17 protein-coding genes and 1 tRNA gene are annotated in these 16,484 nt (G+C 41.7%); 17 read left to right on the forward strand and 1 reads right to left on the reverse strand.

The features are described 5' to 3' along the window. Positions 1–21: 21 nt before the first annotated feature. The 5 genes from rsmG to ADA55_RS23425 all read left to right on the forward strand — a co-directional run bounded on the left by rsmG (position 22) and on the right by ADA55_RS23425 (position 4,611). On the forward strand, positions 22–738 hold the full coding sequence (gene rsmG, locus ADA55_RS23400) for a 16S rRNA (guanine(527)-N(7))-methyltransferase RsmG (protein ID WP_048687962.1): 717 nt from the start codon (positions 22–24) through the stop codon (positions 736–738). Positions 739–1,118: 380 nt separating this feature from the next. Next, positions 1,119–1,979 carry a nucleoid occlusion protein gene (noc, locus tag ADA55_RS23405; protein ID WP_034316169.1) on the forward strand — a complete coding sequence of 287 codons (861 nt, stop codon included), beginning with the start codon at positions 1,119–1,121 and terminating at the stop codon, positions 1,977–1,979. A 260-nt stretch (positions 1,980–2,239) separates the two neighbouring features. Further along, on the forward strand, positions 2,240–3,001 hold the full coding sequence (locus tag ADA55_RS23415; RefSeq protein ID WP_034316249.1) for a ParA family protein: 762 nt from the start codon (positions 2,240–2,242) through the stop codon (positions 2,999–3,001). Then, the gene (locus tag ADA55_RS23420) at positions 2,994–3,857 is read left to right on the forward strand and encodes a ParB/RepB/Spo0J family partition protein (RefSeq protein WP_048687966.1); all 864 of its coding nucleotides are present in this window, start codon (positions 2,994–2,996) and stop codon (positions 3,855–3,857) included. Before ADA55_RS23415 ends, ADA55_RS23420 begins: the two co-directional genes overlap by 8 nt. A 52-nt stretch (positions 3,858–3,909) precedes the next feature. Next, a complete protein-coding gene (locus ADA55_RS23425) occupies positions 3,910–4,611 on the forward strand; it encodes a DUF554 domain-containing protein (protein WP_048687969.1) in 702 nt (233 codons plus the stop codon). A gap of 49 nt (positions 4,612–4,660) precedes the next feature. Here ADA55_RS23425 and yyaC read toward each other — a convergent pair whose 3' ends face one another. Then, positions 4,661–5,296 (reverse strand): spore protease YyaC, encoded by a 636-nt coding sequence (yyaC, locus tag ADA55_RS23430; protein WP_048687971.1) that lies wholly within the window; start codon positions 5,294–5,296, stop codon positions 4,661–4,663. A 371-nt stretch (positions 5,297–5,667) separates the two neighbouring features. On the opposite strand from yyaC, the gene ADA55_RS23435 reads away from it, so the two are divergent. The 12 genes from ADA55_RS23435 (at position 5,668) to ADA55_RS23490 (ending at position 16,426) form a co-directional block, all read left to right on the forward strand. After that, complete coding sequence (locus tag ADA55_RS23435) at positions 5,668–6,504, forward strand: mechanosensitive ion channel family protein (protein ID WP_048687973.1); 837 nt, start codon at positions 5,668–5,670, stop codon at positions 6,502–6,504. A gap of 19 nt (positions 6,505–6,523) precedes the next feature. Further along, the gene (locus ADA55_RS23440; RefSeq protein WP_048687975.1) at positions 6,524–6,721 is read left to right on the forward strand and encodes a DUF951 domain-containing protein; all 198 of its coding nucleotides are present in this window, start codon (positions 6,524–6,526) and stop codon (positions 6,719–6,721) included. 169 nt (positions 6,722–6,890) lie between these two features. Continuing rightward, the gene (ychF, locus tag ADA55_RS23445; RefSeq protein ID WP_034316156.1) at positions 6,891–7,991 is read left to right on the forward strand and encodes a redox-regulated ATPase YchF; all 1,101 of its coding nucleotides are present in this window, start codon (positions 6,891–6,893) and stop codon (positions 7,989–7,991) included. Between the two features lie 194 nt (positions 7,992–8,185). Further along, positions 8,186–8,470 (forward strand): 30S ribosomal protein S6, encoded by a 285-nt coding sequence (gene rpsF / locus ADA55_RS23450; protein WP_034316153.1) that lies wholly within the window; start codon positions 8,186–8,188, stop codon positions 8,468–8,470. A 69-nt stretch (positions 8,471–8,539) separates the two neighbouring features. Continuing rightward, a complete protein-coding gene (gene ssb, locus ADA55_RS23455; RefSeq protein ID WP_034316149.1) occupies positions 8,540–9,067 on the forward strand; it encodes a single-stranded DNA-binding protein in 528 nt (175 codons plus the stop codon). Positions 9,068–9,114: 47 nt separating this feature from the next. Next, complete coding sequence (rpsR, locus tag ADA55_RS23460; RefSeq protein ID WP_034316147.1) at positions 9,115–9,354, forward strand: 30S ribosomal protein S18; 240 nt, start codon at positions 9,115–9,117, stop codon at positions 9,352–9,354. A 236-nt stretch (positions 9,355–9,590) separates the two neighbouring features. Further along, the gene (locus ADA55_RS23465; RefSeq protein ID WP_048687977.1) at positions 9,591–10,538 is read left to right on the forward strand and encodes a YybS family protein; all 948 of its coding nucleotides are present in this window, start codon (positions 9,591–9,593) and stop codon (positions 10,536–10,538) included. Positions 10,539–10,579: 41 nt separating this feature from the next. Then, positions 10,580–12,550, forward strand: a complete 1,971-nt coding sequence (locus tag ADA55_RS23470) for a DHH family phosphoesterase (protein WP_034316142.1) — start codon at positions 10,580–10,582, stop codon at positions 12,548–12,550. Next, positions 12,547–12,996: a 50S ribosomal protein L9 gene (gene rplI / locus ADA55_RS23475; protein ID WP_034316140.1), complete on the forward strand. Its 450-nt coding sequence runs from the start codon at positions 12,547–12,549 to the stop codon at positions 12,994–12,996. The genes ADA55_RS23470 and rplI overlap by 4 nt, the downstream gene beginning before the upstream one ends. 140 nt (positions 12,997–13,136) lie before the next feature. After that, positions 13,137–14,501 carry a replicative DNA helicase gene (dnaB, locus tag ADA55_RS23480; RefSeq protein WP_034316139.1) on the forward strand — a complete coding sequence of 455 codons (1,365 nt, stop codon included), beginning with the start codon at positions 13,137–13,139 and terminating at the stop codon, positions 14,499–14,501. A gap of 281 nt (positions 14,502–14,782) precedes the next feature. Then, positions 14,783–16,075 (forward strand): adenylosuccinate synthase, encoded by a 1,293-nt coding sequence (locus ADA55_RS23485; protein ID WP_034316136.1) that lies wholly within the window; start codon positions 14,783–14,785, stop codon positions 16,073–16,075. 275 nt (positions 16,076–16,350) lie between these two features. Continuing rightward, a tRNA-Lys gene (locus ADA55_RS23490) sits at positions 16,351–16,426 on the forward strand. Positions 16,427–16,484 lie beyond the last annotated feature (58 nt).

The raw sequence follows: 16,484 nt of genomic DNA on the forward strand, positions 1-16,484 counted from the left end.
CCCGAAAAGGATTGAAAAAATATGAATATTGAACAGTTCCAACAAGCACTGCTGGAGAAAGGGATCGAGCTTTCTCCTCAACAGCTTGATCAGTTTGACACATATTATCGATTATTGGTGGAATGGAACGAAAAGATGAACTTAACAGCCATCACAGATAAAGAAGAAGTTTATCTTAAGCATTTTTATGATTCAATCAGTGCAGCCTTCTATTTTGACTTTAACGAATCCTATCGAATTTGCGATGTTGGGGCTGGAGCTGGATTTCCGAGTATTCCATTGAAGATTTGTTTCCCTGATATCCACGTCTCGATTGTGGATTCCTTGAATAAGCGAATTTCTTTTTTGAATCACCTTGCGGATTCATTGCAATTAAAGGGAGTATCTTTTTATCATGACCGGGCGGAAACCTTCGCCCAAAAACCCGAGCATCGCGAATTCTATGATATTGTCATGGCGAGGGCGGTAGCCAGGATGTCGGTTTTAAGTGAACTATGTTTGCCGCTTGTTAAACTGGATGGGACGTTCATTGCCATGAAAGCGGCTAGTGCACAAGATGAAATGGACACAGGGAAGAAGGCCATTTTTACATTAGGCGGAGAAATCGAAGAAATTCATCCTTTCACATTGCCAGAGGAAAATAGTGAAAGAAACATCATTACTGTAAAAAAAGTGAAGAAGACTCCTAAAAAATACCCAAGAAAACCAGGGACACCGAATAAGCAGCCTATTGAATAACCTCTGTACGATGAGTATGATTTCATAGTAAGAGCAGAGGATTCAGATATATATGGCTGGTACTTGCCCTTATTTTCTTTTACTATAAATGTATGACCTTATTATTTTCACTTAATACTGCATTTGCCAACAATAAGGCATTTTCGGTACAGGTTAAGATGTTTGCCCTTAGCTGGCTGATTCAGGGAAATAATTTTGGGAAAGCCGGCCGATATTTATAAAAACTGGCCGTCGACCCTCATTATTGCCTTGATGGTGCCAGTCGACATGTTTTTTACAGTGAAGGGCCATATGTATAACCATGTCGGGAAATGTATGCAGGACTTGTCCTTTAAATAGAGAATATGTTATTTGGGAGTTTTAAAAGGTGGTGTAGGAAGATGAAGCATCCTTTTTCGCGGTTCTTTGGGTTTGGCGAAAAAGAAGAAGAGCAACTAGAGATGGAGACACCTAGCAATAATAATGAAGAAATAAGAAAAATTTCCATTTCTGACATTGTGCCTAATCGATTTCAACCAAGGACCGTTTTTAATGACGATAAAATTGCCGAATTGGCTCAAACGATCCATACACATGGGATCATTCAACCAATTGTAGTAAGGGCTTATGGTCAGGGAAAATATGAAATCATTGCAGGTGAGCGTCGTTTCCGGGCCATGCAAAAGCTTGGCTGGGAATTGGCACCTGCTATAATCAAAGATTTCACCGATACAGAAACGGCTTCGGTTGCGCTGATAGAAAACCTTCAGCGTGAAGAACTGACACCGATTGAAGAAGCTTTGGCTTACGGAAAACTATTGGAGCTGCATAGTTTAACCCAAGAAGCCCTGGCACAAAGACTGGGAATCGGTCAATCTACCGTGGCGAATAAGCTGCGGCTGCTTAAGCTGCCGCAGGAGGTTCAGGATGCACTTCTTCAAAAGCAAATTACGGAACGCCATGCCCGCTCGTTGATACCGTTAAAGAGTCCTGAAAAGCAGTTAAAACTGCTTTTGGAAATCATCGAAAAAGGGTTAAACGTCAAGCAGACCGAAGAGCAGGTCGTCAAGCTCTTAACGGGTACTGTGCAGAAGCCGAAACCTAAGCGAAAAGCGTTTAGTAAAGACATGAGGATTGCCGTGAATACCATCCGCCAATCACTCAGTATGGTTACAGACAATGGAATAAATCTGGATGCAGAGGAAGAAGAATTCGAGGAGTATTATCAGTTCACGATTAAAATACCCAAGAAAAAAACTTGATTCCCCATCCTTAGCCCGCTTGGTAGTCTCCGATTACCAAGCTTTTTTTATTTTCTCTCCAAAACTGGCATTTTCCACTTTTAAAACATTCAACTTTTCCTGGATTTTTACTGCTTTTAGATGTATTTCAAATTTTAAGAGGAATTTCAGAAAACGATTTCTTCCAGTAACATTCATGATAAAATAGAAAGAAATAATTGGATTCACGGTAAAAATCAATAGATATAGCGTCATGAAGATAGTTGAAAGCGGGTGAATTCGTGGGTAAGATTCTCGCCATTGCCAATCAAAAGGGCGGTGTTGGAAAAACGACAACTTCTGTCAGTTTAAGTGCTTGTCTTGCATACATTGGACAGAAAGTCTTAATGGTCGATATTGACCCGCAGGGAAATGCGACAAGCGGTGCAGGTATTGACAAAGCAGATGTGGAACAATGTATTTATGATGTATTGGTTGATGATGTTGAGGCCAGTACCGTTATCATGGAAACAAAGGTAGAAAACCTATATGCTATACCTGCGACAATTCAACTTGCGGGTGCAGAAATTGAACTTGTTCCAACCATCTCAAGGGAAGTCCGATTAAAAAGGGCGTTAGAAGAGGTGCAAAGCCAGTATGATTACATTGTGATTGACTGCCCTCCATCATTGGGTTTGCTGACGCTTAATGCCTTAACGGCCGCCGATGCTGTTTTGATCCCGGTACAATGTGAATATTATGCATTGGAGGGTTTGAGTCAACTATTGAATACGGTCCGCCTCGTCCAAAAGCATTTGAACCATGATTTGAAAATCGAGGGTGTGCTATTGACGATGTTGGACGCAAGAACAAATTTAGGTCTCCAGGTCATAGAAGAAGTCAAAAAATACTTTCAGGATAAAGTCTACCAAACCATCATTCCCCGCAATGTCCGTTTGAGTGAAGCACCGAGCCATGGAGAACCGATAATTATATATGATCCAAAGTCACGAGGGGCGGAGGTCTATCTAGAATTGGCAAAGGAAGTGGTATCAAATGGCTAAAGGGCTTGGCAAAGGACTTAACGCACTACTTTTCAACAGTGGGGAGATCAGTAAAGATGAAATCGTGCGCGAAATCAAATTAAGGGAATTAAGGCCAAATCCTTATCAGCCCCGAAAGAGCTTTCGGCTAGAAGCTATAGAGGAATTAAAGCAATCCATCATGGAGCATGGGATATTACAGCCGATTATTGCCCGGAAAAGTATTAAGGGATATGAAATCGTGGCTGGGGAAAGGCGTTATCGTGCTGCCAAGGAAGCTGGCTTAGAGACAGTTCCAGTCGTTGTGAGGGAATTGAGTGAACAGCAGATGATGGAACTGGCCATTTTGGAAAACCTGCAACGGGAAGATTTGAATCCGATCGAGGAGGCTGCCGCTTATCAAACGCTTCTTGAAAAATTGGAATTCACCCAGGAGCAGCTGGCCAACCGGCTGGGAAAAAGCCGACCCCATATTGCCAACCATGTTAGATTACTATCTTTGCCTGAAGGAATTAGGAGATATATCTCCGATGGGGAAATTTCCATGGGACATGGCCGGGCATTGCTGGGTTTAAAGAAAAAAGAGATGCTCAAGCCGGTAGCGGATAAAATCCTCAAGGAAGGTATGAATGTCAGACAGCTAGAGCAGTATATACATCAATTGAATGATACCGTTTCACGTGAAACCAAACCTAAGAAACAAGAGAAAAAAGATATCTTCATAAAGCAAAGGGAGACAAGTCTGCGTGAAAGACTAGGAACGAGCGTAACGATAAAACAAAGCAAGAAAAAAGGAAAAATAGAAATAGAATTCTTTTCAAAAGAAGATTTAGAGAGAATTTTGAACTTGATCGATCAAGAGAACCTTTCCTCTTAGATCCCCTTATGAAAAGATCATGAAGACTTATGCAGAAAATTAGGTGGATGAGATGGTATTATTAGGGGCTTTGGTGAATGGTGCCTGCATTTTAATCGGCTCGATTTTAGGAAGGTTTTTACAACGTATACCTGAAAAGATTAAAGAAACGGTCATGAGCGGTATCGGTTTAGCCGTGATGGTTTTAGGTTTGCAGATGGGGTTTAAAAGTGATAATTTCCTTGTTGTCATTTTAAGTATTGTCGGCGGGGCGGTCCTCGGTGAATGGATGAATCTTGAGGGCAGGCTTAATTCTTTAGGCAATTGGATTGAACGCAGGATGAAAGCGAAGGAAGGAACCTCGATATCTCAGGGGTTTGTAACGGCTACGCTCATATTTGGGATTGGGGCGATGGCCATTATCGGTGCCCTGGATAGCGGTATCCGGAATGATCATGACGTTTTGATAACAAAAGCGATAATCGATGGATTCACAGCACTTGTCCTCGCCAGCACGCTAGGCATAGGGGTACTTTTTTCAGCATTTCCGATCATTCTTTATGAGGGATTCCTGGCGGTTTTTTCAAGGCAGATCAATACGATGATCCCATCTGCATTAATGGATTCCTTCATATTGGAAATGACGGCAACTGGTGGAGTCATGATTTTGGCGATTGGTTTGAATATTATCGGTGTCACCAAAATCAGGGTGGCGAATCTGCTTCCGGGCATAATGATCACTGCCATTCTGGTTACTTTCATGTATTATGTATAAAAAAGAAGGAAGGGGCTGGCCCCTTCCTTCTTTTTTATGAAAAAACCGATCAAAGGGTTTTTTCTTGCTTGAATGACCATGTGAAAGGAGTGATGGAAGGTTTTATTGGATAATGATTTTGTGCTTCATAAATCCCCTCGGCAATTGTTTTGGCCATTTTTAGGACAAGATTAAGACGCGTGTTCTGCAAGACCATGAACTCCATGAATCCACTTACATTCACGATTCCTGTAATATGGGCATTTCCGACGGAAGGAAGATCTTTATTGACCCCGGCACCCGGCTTAACTGGTCCCTGGCCGATCTGAACGATGCCGACGCTTTTCATTTTCCCCAAGCAAGCATCGATTCCGACTATAAAGGCATTGGCATGCAGCTTTTTAATTTCATTTAATTTTTCCTGTAAATTCATCGCATGTATAGGGTCATCCAGAGTACCATAAACATGGAATGAAGAAGAACTGCTTTCAGCCTTTTCACTAAGCAGAGTGCCGACAAGTGGTCCGAGTGAATCGCCTGTGGAACGGTCTGTGCCTATGCAGACGATGACGATTGGTTGAAGCTTTCCTGTTGGGAGAAGGTTGATTAATTCCTGGGAAATTTGTTTGGATGCATCCGTATCTTCATGCAGGATGCGACTTAATCTATTTTTATTATTATTAAATAGACTAGAATTCAGATTCATCGGCTCAACTCCTTTACTTTATTTGGTATTACAGTATACGGATAAAAAGAGGAAAATATACGGTATTTAACATGATGGGTGAGGGAATTTTTTGCAAAACATGCAAACAGGTGAAGGGGATATGAATCGACGTTATCCTCTACCAATTGCTTTCATCTATACTTTCTAGTAAATAATCATTTGAATGTTCGGGAAAAAATTTCTAAATTCTATTAACTATATACCCATAATTTTTTTGTACAGAAACCATTATTTATTGATAAAATAGAGAAAATCTCTCTATTTCATGGTTACCTCCATGCATGGAGGGTAGAGGAATACGTCGAAGATATAATAGTTTTGCTGTTATTTGCATTAGGCAGGAGGAAAATATGGATCGCATTTATGATAACGTTGCAAAAGAGATATTGGATGAAAAGATATGGCTGCTGATGGGCGAGGGCATTATTAAAATCTTCCTTGTTCTGCTGTTATCGCGTATTATTATTACAATAGGAAAGACTATTCTGAATAAATTTTTCAAAGCACGTTTAAGAAGTCCCATTCGGGTAACGGAACGCAGGGAAGCGACACTCATTAAATTGCTGGAAAATATCATTACCTATGTCATCAATTTCATTGCCTTGTTGATGATTCTGGAGATTCTTGGTCTTCATGTAATGCCATTACTCGCTGGTGCCGGTGTTCTCGGTTTGGCCATTGGATTTGGCGCACAAAGTTTGGTCAAGGATATAATTACCGGGTTTTTCGTTATCTTTGAAGATCAGTTCTCGGTTGGGGATTATATTAAAATCAATACTTTTGAAGGGGAAGTCATTGAAATCGGGCTTCGTACGACGAAAATTAAAAGCGGTGCAGGTGAATTGCACTTCATACCCAACGGCAGCATCATCCAGGTTACGAATTATTCCATTTTAAATAGTGTGGCAATAGTTGATGTGACCATACCTAACGATGGATCGACCGAGCGTGCTGAGAAGGTGCTGATTGATCTTTTAAACAGTATGGAAGGCAAATACGAAGCCTTGATCAAAGCTCCTGAATTTTTGGGAATTGAAAAAATCAGTCCTGAAGAAATCGTCTTTCGGATTAAAGCGGAAACAAAGCCGATGCATCACATTGAAATCAGTAGGATATTAAGAAAAGAAATAAGTGCTGCGCTTGATGCAAGTGGGATTAAATCTACGTACAATGGCAGCGAGTCATAGGAATTGGGGGCCCATGATTATGGAAGAAAAGGAATTTGCACTTAAGGATATTGTGGAAATGAAGAAACCACATCCCTGTGGAGTGAATAAGTGGAGAATTATACGGCTCGGAATGGATATCCGGATAAAATGTGAAGGATGCGGTCATAGCGTGATGCTGCCTCGACGTGAATTCGCGAAGAAAATGAAAAAAGTTCTGCAAAAGCATGAGGGGTGATCATGCTTTTTTTTTTGGGAGTGAAAGTAGTCCGGCGTTTCTCATGATTTACTTGTCTTTTTAGGAAGCGAAATCTATAATTGGGAAAGGTTTAGGTAATTGGATGGTCTTTATAGAAGATCAGTCCTTTTCCCATTTGTACGAATCATCTTGAAGGAGTGAAATATAAATGGCTTTAACAGCTGGTATAGTCGGTTTGCCTAACGTAGGTAAATCCACTTTATTTAATGCAATAACTCAGGCAGGTGCGGAATCTGCCAACTATCCTTTCTGTACGATCGACCCGAATGTAGGGATTGTGGAAGTGCCAGATCACCGTCTGCAAAAATTGACTGAATTGGTAAAACCGAAAAAAACGGTTCCGACAGCATTTGAATTCACGGATATCGCCGGGATCGTAAAAGGAGCAAGTAAAGGAGAAGGATTAGGTAATAAATTCCTTTCTCATATCCGTCAAGTGGATGCAATTTGTCAAGTCGTCCGTTGCTTTGCAGACGATAACATTACCCATGTTTCCGGAAAAGTAAATCCAATCGATGATATCGAGGTCATCAATCTTGAATTGATCCTTGCCGATTTGGAATCTGTTGTCAAACGCATCGACCGTGTCGGAAAAATGGCCAAGCAAAAAGATAAAGCCGCTGTAGCAGAACATGAAATCCTTGTGGCTTTAAAAGAAGCATTGGAAGATGAAAAGCCTGCACGTTCCGTCGAGTTTACCGAAGAACAGCAAAAAATTGTGAAGGGCATGCATTTACTTACAGCTAAGCCGACGCTTTACGTGGCGAACGTGAGCGAAGATGAAGTGGCGAATGCTGACGATAATGAATATGTACAGCAAGTTCGTGAATATGCCGCTAAGGAAAATGCCGAAGTAATCGTGATTTGTGCCAAAATCGAAGAAGAAATTGCAGAACTTGAAGGTGAAGAAAAGGAAATGTTCCTATCTGAACTTGGCATCGAGGAGTCAGGTCTAGATCAGTTGATCCGTGCTTCTTATAATCTGCTTGGATTGGCAACATACTTTACAGCTGGTGTACAGGAAGTGCGGGCTTGGACATTCCGCAAAGGAATGAAAGCCCCTCAATGTGCCGGCGTCATTCACACGGACTTCGAACGCGGTTTCATCCGTGCCGAAACGGTATCTTATACCGATTTACTTGAAGCGGGCAGTCATGGTGCCGCAAAAGAAGCGGGTAAAGTTCGTTTGGAAGGAAAAGAATACATCGTTAACGATGGCGATGTCATCCATTTCCGTTTCAACGTATAAGAATCAAAGACCCTACCATTCCATATGTAGGGTCTTTTTTTAAGACTTAAACCATTAGATTACATTTAATTGTAATAAGTCGAACCGTTCGTTGCAAAGCCTCTTTAACTATGCTATAATTTTATCTTGTGAGTAATTATAAATAATTGCTCCTTGCCCAATTGGGCCGCTTAGACCAAAAGGAGGTGACAGTGATGAGAAAATACGAAATTATGTATATCATCCGTCCAAACATTGAGGAAGAAGCTAAAAAAGCTTTAGTTGAACGTTTCAACACAATCCTTTCTGATAATGGTGCGGAAGTAGAAGCAAAAGAATGGGGTAAACGCCGTCTTGCATATGAAATCAATGATTTCCGTGATGGTTACTACATGCTTCTTAAAGTTAACGCTGAAAGTGCTGCGATTCAAGAATTCGATCGTCTAGCTAAAATCAGTGAAGACATTATTCGCCACATGGCTACTAGAGAAGAAGTATAATTCGATATTTAATATAAATTCTAATCTTGTTTCACATGAAACAAGCTTGAAACCTAGGGGTTGATTCTGATGATGAATCGCGTAGTTTTGGTAGGACGCTTAACTAAAGATCCTGAATTACGATATACACCTAATGGAGTTCCCGTAGCTACCTTTACTTTAGCTGTGAACCGTAGTTTTACGAATCAGCAAGGTGAACGTGAAGCGGATTTCATTAACTGTGTAGTTTGGCGTAAACCGGCAGAAAATGTAGCTAACTTCTTGAAAAAGGGCAGTTTAGCTGGCGTGGATGGACGTGTCCAAACACGTAATTATGAAGGACAAGACGGCAAACGCGTATATGTGACGGAGATTCTGGCTGAGAGCGTTCAATTCCTTGAACCACGAAGCAGTTCAGCGGGTGAAAGAAATGAAGGCGGTTCTTACGGTGGGGGTCAAAGAAGTTATGGCAATAATAACGGAAATGACAACAATTCGTATGGACAAAATCCTAATCAGAATCAACGGAGCAATAACAACTACACTCGTGTAGATGATGATCCATTTGCAAATGACGGTAAGACAATCGACATTTCAGATGACGATCTTCCATTTTAAACAGCCGTTTGAAATGAAAATTCAAAATGCAGGGAGGGAAATTTATTATGGCAATGGGTGGACGTAAAGGACGCGGTAAGCGTAAAAAGGTTTGTTATTTCACATCTAACGGAATCACTAAAATTGATTACAAAGATGTAGATCTTCTTAAAAAATTCGTCTCAGAACGCGGTAAAATTTTACCACGTCGTGTAACTGGCACAAGCGCTAAATATCAACGTAAATTAACGATTGCTATTAAACGCTCACGTACTATGGCATTACTACCATATGTATCTGGTGAATAATAAATTGGCACATTGAGGAGCAATCCTTAATGTGCCTTTTTTAATAAGTTGTCACTTATGCCTGTAAACCGCTGAATGGCGTTTTTTTTATTTCAGAAGAAATTTATCCGGGTGTTTTCCTCAGAAAAAAAAATCATATCCCAAAAAAGACTGTGATGTTTGAAATATCCTGGCCGTAACGGATACAATATAAAGATGGAGATAAGACATCAATCATAACAGGGGGTGAAATAAAGATGAATAGCGGGAGACGAATTGCCGAGGGCGGAGCACTTCTGGCACTATATTGCATTTTATTGTTCATCACCATTCAAATCCCACTATTGGGTATTTTCACTACTTTCTTTTTACCCATTCCATTCATACTGGTCACAATCAAACAAAAGTTATCGTGGAGCCTTGGTTACTTATTTGTAGCCTCGTTATTGTCGATCCTCATCGGGACGATATTGTCTGTTCCGCTGACCTTGCTCATGGGGGCAACGGGAATTGCGATCGGCTATTTTTTGAAAAAGGACAAACCGATGGCACCTATGTTCATAAGCGCAGTCCTTGTCTTCCTGGGAGGCATTTTATTAATATATGCAGCTTCAGTTTTGATAACGGATGTTAATTACATAGAGGAATCGATGAACATGGCCGAGGAGTCCCTTGAAAATACAATCGGCATCATGGATTCTTTTGGACAGGCACCGACGGAACAAGTCCAAAAGCGGATGTATGAATCAATCGATATGATGAACACGCTGATGCCAAGTTTGTTCGTCTTGATGTCCGTCATCATGGTTTTATTGATTTTCTTTGCAGCGCATCCCATTGTGAAGAGGTTCAGTGATAAGGCGTTAAAATGGCCTCATTTTCGGGATCTGCGACTCCCGAAAAGCCTTTTATGGTATTATTTAATTACGATGCTTCTTGCTCTTTTTGTGAATACGGACAAGAACAGTTTTGTATATATGGCCATAACGAACCTATTTTTCATACTTCAGTTCTTCATTTTATTACAAGGATATTCCCTGATATTCTATATCGCTCATGTTAAGTCATGGGTTAAGGCGATACCTGTTTTAATTGTGGTTTTTTCTTTGCTTCTGCCGATTCCGATTATAACGACGGCCGTCCGATTTTTAGGTATAATAGATTTAGGCTTTCCTTTTAGGGAGACAATCAAGAAAAAGGAATAGAAGACTTTTTTGTAAAACAGATGCTTTTAGGAGCTGAAACTATGCCATCTTATTTGAAAGAATACTCGATTAAGTCCCCATTGTATGGGGTGCTGGCCGCAGTCGTTTTACTTTTGGGCGTACTGGCTTATTATAATTGGGTTATTGCACTTGTTGGACTTTTGATTCTTGCTGGTTTATTTTATTTAACATTAAGAATGGTAGAAAAAAAGCAACGGAAGACAGAAGAGTATATAACGACTTTATCCTACCGTTTAAAGAAGGTGGGCGAGGAAGCGTTATTGGAAATGCCGATTGGGATCATGCTCTTTAATGAGGATTATTACATTGAATGGACCAATCCATTCCTGGCTTCTTGTTTTAGTGAAGACTCCTTGGCAGGAAGATCGCTATACGATGTTGCGGACTCGATAGTACCGTTAATCAAGCAAGAGATCGAGACAGAGACACTTACGCTCCACGATCGGAAATTCAAGGTGGTCCATAAGCGTGATGAAAGGCTTCTTTACTTTTTTGATGTGACGGAGCAAGTGGAAATTGAGAAATTATATGAAGATGAGCGAACGGCAATTGCGATCATTCTTCTTGATAATTATGATGATTTGACACAGGGTATGGATGATCAGCGTAAAAGCAGCATAAATAGCTTGGTTACCTCACTTCTCGATAAGTGGGCAAGGGATAATGGCGTTTTCTTTAAGCGGGTTTCCTCGGAACGATTCATCGCTGTCTTTAATGAGCATATCCTTCAGCAGCTTGAAAAGGGCAAATTCTCGATTTTGGATGAAATCAGGGAAACGACGGCCAAGCAAAATGTACCACTTACCTTGAGCATCGGGGTCGGCTCGGCCGTGTCATCCTTGCCGGAACTAGGTACGCTTGCCCAGTCCAGCTTGGATCTCGCTTTAGGGCGGGGCGGTGACCAGGTGGCCATAAAGCAAGCGAATGGAAAAGTGAAATTCTATGGCGGCAAAACCAATCCGATGGAAAAACGCACGAGAGTCCGTGCCCGTGTGATTTCCCATGCATTGAAGGATATAGTCCTTGATAGCGATAAAGTCATTGTCATGGGCCATAAAAACCCGGATATGGACGCAATCGGTTCAGCGATCGGCATCTTGAAAGTTGCCCAAATGAATGAACGTGAAGGCTATATTGTCATAAACACCCAGCAGCTCGACAGCAGTGTCCTTCGTTTAATGGAAGAGATCAAAAATAAAGAAGAGCTGTATGCCCGGTTCATAACACCTGATGATGCATTAGAAATGATTACGGATGAGACCTTGCTGGTTGTGGTCGATACCCATAAACCTTCCATGGTGATTGAAGAGCGGTTATTGAATAGAATCGATAAGGTTGTGGTCATCGACCATCATCGGCGGGGTGAGGAGTTCATCAAGAACTCATTGCTCGTCTATATGGAGCCATATGCATCTTCAACGGCAGAACTTGTGACGGAACTGCTTGAATATCAGCCGAAACGCTCAAAAATTGATATGCTGGAGTCGACGGCGCTTCTTGCAGGTATCATCGTCGATACGAAAAGCTTCACCTTAAGAACAGGATCACGTACTTTCGATGCTGCCTCTTATCTAAGGGCGCATGGAGCTGATACGGTACTTGTCCAGAAATTCTTAAAAGAAGACGTGGACACCTATATCAAACGTTCGAAGCTCATTGAAGAAGTCATCTTTTATAAAAAGGGAATTGCCATTGCCGCGGCAAAAACCGATCAGGTTCATAATCAGGTGCTCATTGCTCAGGCTGCGGACACCCTATTGACGATGGATGGCGTTGTCGCTTCCTTTGTAATGGCTAAGCGGTCTGATGATACGGTGGGCATAAGTGCGCGTTCTCTTGGTGATATCAATGTACAGGTGATCATGGAAATGTTGAATGGAGGCGGACATCTAACGAATGCCGCCACTCAACAGGTATGCTCCATTGATGAAGCCGAAAGTCGATTGAAAGCAGCTATTGATGAATATTTAGAAGGGGGATATAAAGAATGAAAGTGATATTTCTTAAAGACGTTAAAGGTAAAGGGAAAAAAGGGGAAGTTAAAAATGTTGCGGATGGTTATGCACATAATTTCCTGCTTAAACAAGGATTGGCCGTTGAAGCAAATAATTCAAACGTGAAAACTTTGGAAGCACAGAAAAATAAAGAAGAATCACTTGCAGCAGAAGAGCTGCAGCAGGCTGAAGAATTGAAAGTGCAGCTGGAGAAATTAACGGTTGAACTATCTGCCAAAGCCGGTGAGGGCGGGCGTTTATTCGGTTCCATCACGACTAAACAAATTGCATCTGAGCTTCAGAAAAAACACGGTATCAAGGTTGATAAACGTAAAATGGAGCTTGCTGAAGGCATCCGCACTTTAGGGCATACAAAGCTTCCAGTCAAGCTTCATCCTGAAGTCACTGCGACACTGACTGTGCATGTGAAAGAAATTAACTAATTTTAGCTGTTTCATATCTGTGAAAAATTGATAAAATAGAGATAGACGAAAAATGTGATTGGGCACGTTGTCCTTTCACTTTTTTCTTTTTTACTAGAAACATATAAAAGGTATCCTCTTAGAATGGGAGGTTTTAAGATATGATAGAACAATTTCAGGATAGGATTCCACCTCAAAATATAGAAGCCGAACAGGCTGTGCTTGGAGCCATTTTTCTTGAGCCCTCTTCATTGACCGTTACATCGGAAGTTTTGATTCCAGAGGATTTTTATAGAAGCTCTCATCAAAAAATCTTTAATGTGATGCTTAAATTGAATGACGAAGGAAAAGCTGTCGATTTGATTACGGTGACGGAGGAATTGGCTGCGACAAAAAACCTTGAAGAAGTTGGCGGGGTTTCTTATTTAAGTGAATTGGCCGGATCGGTGCCTACCGCGGCCAATATTGAATATTATGCCCGCATCGTCGAGGAGAAGTCATTGCTGCGCCGTTTGATCCGGACTGCGACGAACATCGCTCAGGAAGGCTACAGTCGCGAGGATGAGGTCGAGGAGCTGCTCGGTGAAGCAGAAAAAACGATCATGGAAGTGGCCCAGCGTAAGAATTCCGGGTCTTTTCAAAATATTAAGGATGTATTGGTTGCGACTTACGATAACATAGAAATTTTGACTACCCGTAAAGGGGATGTCACGGGAATACCGACAGGGTTTGCTGAACTGGATCGAATGACAGCGGGGTTCCAACGTAATGACCTCATCATAGTTGGTGCCCGTCCTTCGGTTGGTAAAACCGCTTTTGCATTGAACATCGCTCAAAACGTTGCGACCAAAACGGAGGAGAATGTAGCGATTTTCAGTCTTGAAATGGGTGCAGAGCAGCTCGTTATGCGTATGCTCTGTGCTGAAGGGAATATCAACGCCCAGAATTTACGGACAGGTTCCTTAACTGATGAGGATTGGCGTAAACTGACGATGGCGATGGGAAGCTTGTCGAATGCCGGCATTTATATCGATGATACGCCAGGTGTCAGGATTGGTGAAATCCGTTCAAAATGCCGTCGTTTGAAGCAGGAACATGGCCTTGGCATGATATTGATCGATTACCTGCAGTTAATTCAAGGCGATGGCCGTTCAGGCGACAACCGTCAGCAAGAGGTATCCGAGATTTCACGTTCACTCAAAGCGCTGGCTCGTGAACTTAAAGTGCCCGTCATCGCCCTATCCCAGCTATCGCGGGGAGTGGAGCAGCGTCAGGATAAGCGCCCGATGATGTCTGATATCCGGGAATCCGGGAGTATCGAGCAAGATGCTGATATCGTCGCCTTCTTATACCGTGATGATTATTATGATAAAGAATCCGAGAATAAAAATATCATTGAAATCATTATAGCGAAACAGCGTAATGGTCCGGTGGGCACGGTTTCGCTTGCATTCGTAAAAGAGTATAATAAATTCGTTAATCTCGAACGCCGCTTCGATGATGATTCGATGTCTCCCGGCGCATAGGGGACTGCCTGCCATTCATGCAATGGCGGGCTTTCTCTGTTTCAGGAAAAAGAAAGGCCCTAATGATAATAGAAAAAGAAATCAGAGGGTACAATAATGTTTGACAATCCTAAAAAAACCGGAAAGAAATTTCTCATATTTACGAACAAAGAATTTTTTAAAAAGTGTATTGTTCGGATTTTGTATTGACTTCCAGTTTGGATTATTGATAAAATAGGTTTGTTTGATAAGAACCGGTTAATGATCGGTATTACGTGAACCTTTGGAGGTGCTTTATTCAGATGTCATCAGTTGTAGTAGTCGGTACACAATGGGGAGACGAAGGTAAAGGTAAAATAACAGATTTTCTATCCCAGAATGCGGAAGCCATCGCTCGTTATCAAGGTGGGAATAATGCAGGGCATACAATTAAATTTAACGGCGTTACCTATAAACTGCATTTAATTCCGTCAGGGATTTTTTATAGTGATAAGATTTGTGTCATTGGAAACGGTATGGTAGTTGATCCAAAAGCTCTTGTAGAGGAGCTTGCTTATTTACATAGCCATGGGGTGAGTACGGATAATCTTCGTATCTCGAATCGTGCACATGTCATTCTTCCTTACCATATCAAATTGGATGAAGTCGAAGAAGACCGTAAAGGCGCCAACAAAATTGGAACGACTAAAAAGGGAATCGGCCCTGCATATATGGACAAAGCTGCTCGTAACGGAATCCGCATGGCAGACCTTTTGGACCGTGAAATTTTCGAGGAAAAATTGTCTCAAAATCTTGTCGAAAAAAACCGTATGTTCGAACGCTTCTATGAAACGGAAGGTTTCAAAATCGAAGATATCTTGGAAGAATACTATGAGTACGGACAACAAGTGCAGAAATATGTTTGTGATACATCCGTTGTATTGAATGACGCACTTGATGAAGGAAAACGGGTATTATTCGAAGGGGCACAAGGTGTCATGCTTGATATCGATCAAGGAACATACCCATTCGTCACTTCTTCCAACCCGGTTGCAGGTGGAGTTACAATCGGTTCGGGTGTAGGTCCTACGAAGATCAACCATGTGGTTGGAGTATGTAAAGCATACACAAGCCGTGTGGGCGATGGTCCTTTCCCTACAGAATTGCATGATGAAGTCGGTAACCAAATCCGGGAAATTGGCCGTGAATATGGTACAACTACAGGCAGACCGCGCCGTGTAGGCTGGTTTGACGCTGTTGTCGTTCGCCATGCTCGCCGTGTCAGCGGGATTACCGATTTATCATTGAACTCGATTGACGTATTATCAGGTCTTGATACGGTCAAAATTTGTGTGGCCTATGAATACAAAGGCGAAATCATTCATGAGGTACCAGCGACTTTGAAAGCGATTGGTGAATGTAAACCAGTCTATGAAGAGCTGCCAGGCTGGTCAGAAGACATCACAGGCTGCAAATCATTGGATGAGCTTCCAGAGAACGCTCGCCACTATGTAGAGCGCGTATCTCAATTGGTAGGCATTCCTTTGACCACTTTCTCTGTCGGTCCTGACCGTAACCAAACAAATGTCGTGAGAAGCCCTTGGCGTCTAGCGTAATTCATGAAAAAGGAGCTGGCTTTTTTTGCCGGCTCTTCTTTCATTTTTAAGATCGATGCATTATGTCACGTTCGGAGGTCCGGGATACCGAGTGAATGTGGATGAAAACTATAGGGAAAATAAAAAAAATAAGAAAAAAATAATTTTATTTCTAAAAACTATTGCCTAAACTATAAGAACCATGATATTATCAAAAGCGTCGTCACAATAGAACAAGCCATTAACAAGCTGCAGATGGTAAGTTAACATCCAGCAAAGAAACATTTCATTAGAACGAGCCATTAGCTCAGTTGGTAGAGCATCTGACTTTTAATCAGAGGGTCGAAGGTTCGAATCCTTCATGGCTCACCATTTTTTTCGGCCCATTGGTCAAGCGGTTAAGACACCGCCCTTTCACGGCGGTAACACG

It is taken from the genome of Bacillus sp. 220_BSPC (assembly GCF_001054655.1).
Classification (GTDB): domain Bacteria; phylum Bacillota; class Bacilli; order Bacillales; family DSM-1321; genus Peribacillus; species Peribacillus frigoritolerans.

What these genes read in the sequence shown, in the direction of transcription:
- rsmG (WP_048687962.1), top strand. Translation starts at nt 22, where the DNA reads ATGAATATTGAACAGTTCCAACAAGCACTGCTGGAGAAAGGGATCGAG.
- noc (WP_034316169.1), top strand. Translation starts at nt 1,119, where the DNA reads ATGAAGCATCCTTTTTCGCGGTTCTTTGGGTTTGGCGAAAAAGAAGAA.
- ADA55_RS23420 (WP_048687966.1), top strand. Translation starts at nt 2,994, where the DNA reads ATGGCTAAAGGGCTTGGCAAAGGACTTAACGCACTACTTTTCAACAGT.
- ADA55_RS23425 (WP_048687969.1), top strand. Translation starts at nt 3,910, where the DNA reads ATGGTATTATTAGGGGCTTTGGTGAATGGTGCCTGCATTTTAATCGGC.
- yyaC (WP_048687971.1), bottom strand. Translation starts at nt 5,296, where the DNA reads ATGAATCTGAATTCTAGTCTATTTAATAATAATAAAAATAGATTAAGT.
- ADA55_RS23435 (WP_048687973.1), top strand. Translation starts at nt 5,668, where the DNA reads ATGGATCGCATTTATGATAACGTTGCAAAAGAGATATTGGATGAAAAG.
- ADA55_RS23440 (WP_048687975.1), top strand. Translation starts at nt 6,524, where the DNA reads ATGGAAGAAAAGGAATTTGCACTTAAGGATATTGTGGAAATGAAGAAA.
- ychF (WP_034316156.1), top strand. Translation starts at nt 6,891, where the DNA reads ATGGCTTTAACAGCTGGTATAGTCGGTTTGCCTAACGTAGGTAAATCC.
- rpsF (WP_034316153.1), top strand. Translation starts at nt 8,186, where the DNA reads ATGAGAAAATACGAAATTATGTATATCATCCGTCCAAACATTGAGGAA.
- ssb (WP_034316149.1), top strand. Translation starts at nt 8,540, where the DNA reads ATGATGAATCGCGTAGTTTTGGTAGGACGCTTAACTAAAGATCCTGAA.
- rpsR (WP_034316147.1), top strand. Translation starts at nt 9,115, where the DNA reads ATGGCAATGGGTGGACGTAAAGGACGCGGTAAGCGTAAAAAGGTTTGT.
- ADA55_RS23465 (WP_048687977.1), top strand. Translation starts at nt 9,591, where the DNA reads ATGAATAGCGGGAGACGAATTGCCGAGGGCGGAGCACTTCTGGCACTA.
- ADA55_RS23470 (WP_034316142.1), top strand. Translation starts at nt 10,580, where the DNA reads ATGCCATCTTATTTGAAAGAATACTCGATTAAGTCCCCATTGTATGGG.
- rplI (WP_034316140.1), top strand. Translation starts at nt 12,547, where the DNA reads ATGAAAGTGATATTTCTTAAAGACGTTAAAGGTAAAGGGAAAAAAGGG.
- dnaB (WP_034316139.1), top strand. Translation starts at nt 13,137, where the DNA reads ATGATAGAACAATTTCAGGATAGGATTCCACCTCAAAATATAGAAGCC.
- ADA55_RS23485 (WP_034316136.1), top strand. Translation starts at nt 14,783, where the DNA reads ATGTCATCAGTTGTAGTAGTCGGTACACAATGGGGAGACGAAGGTAAA.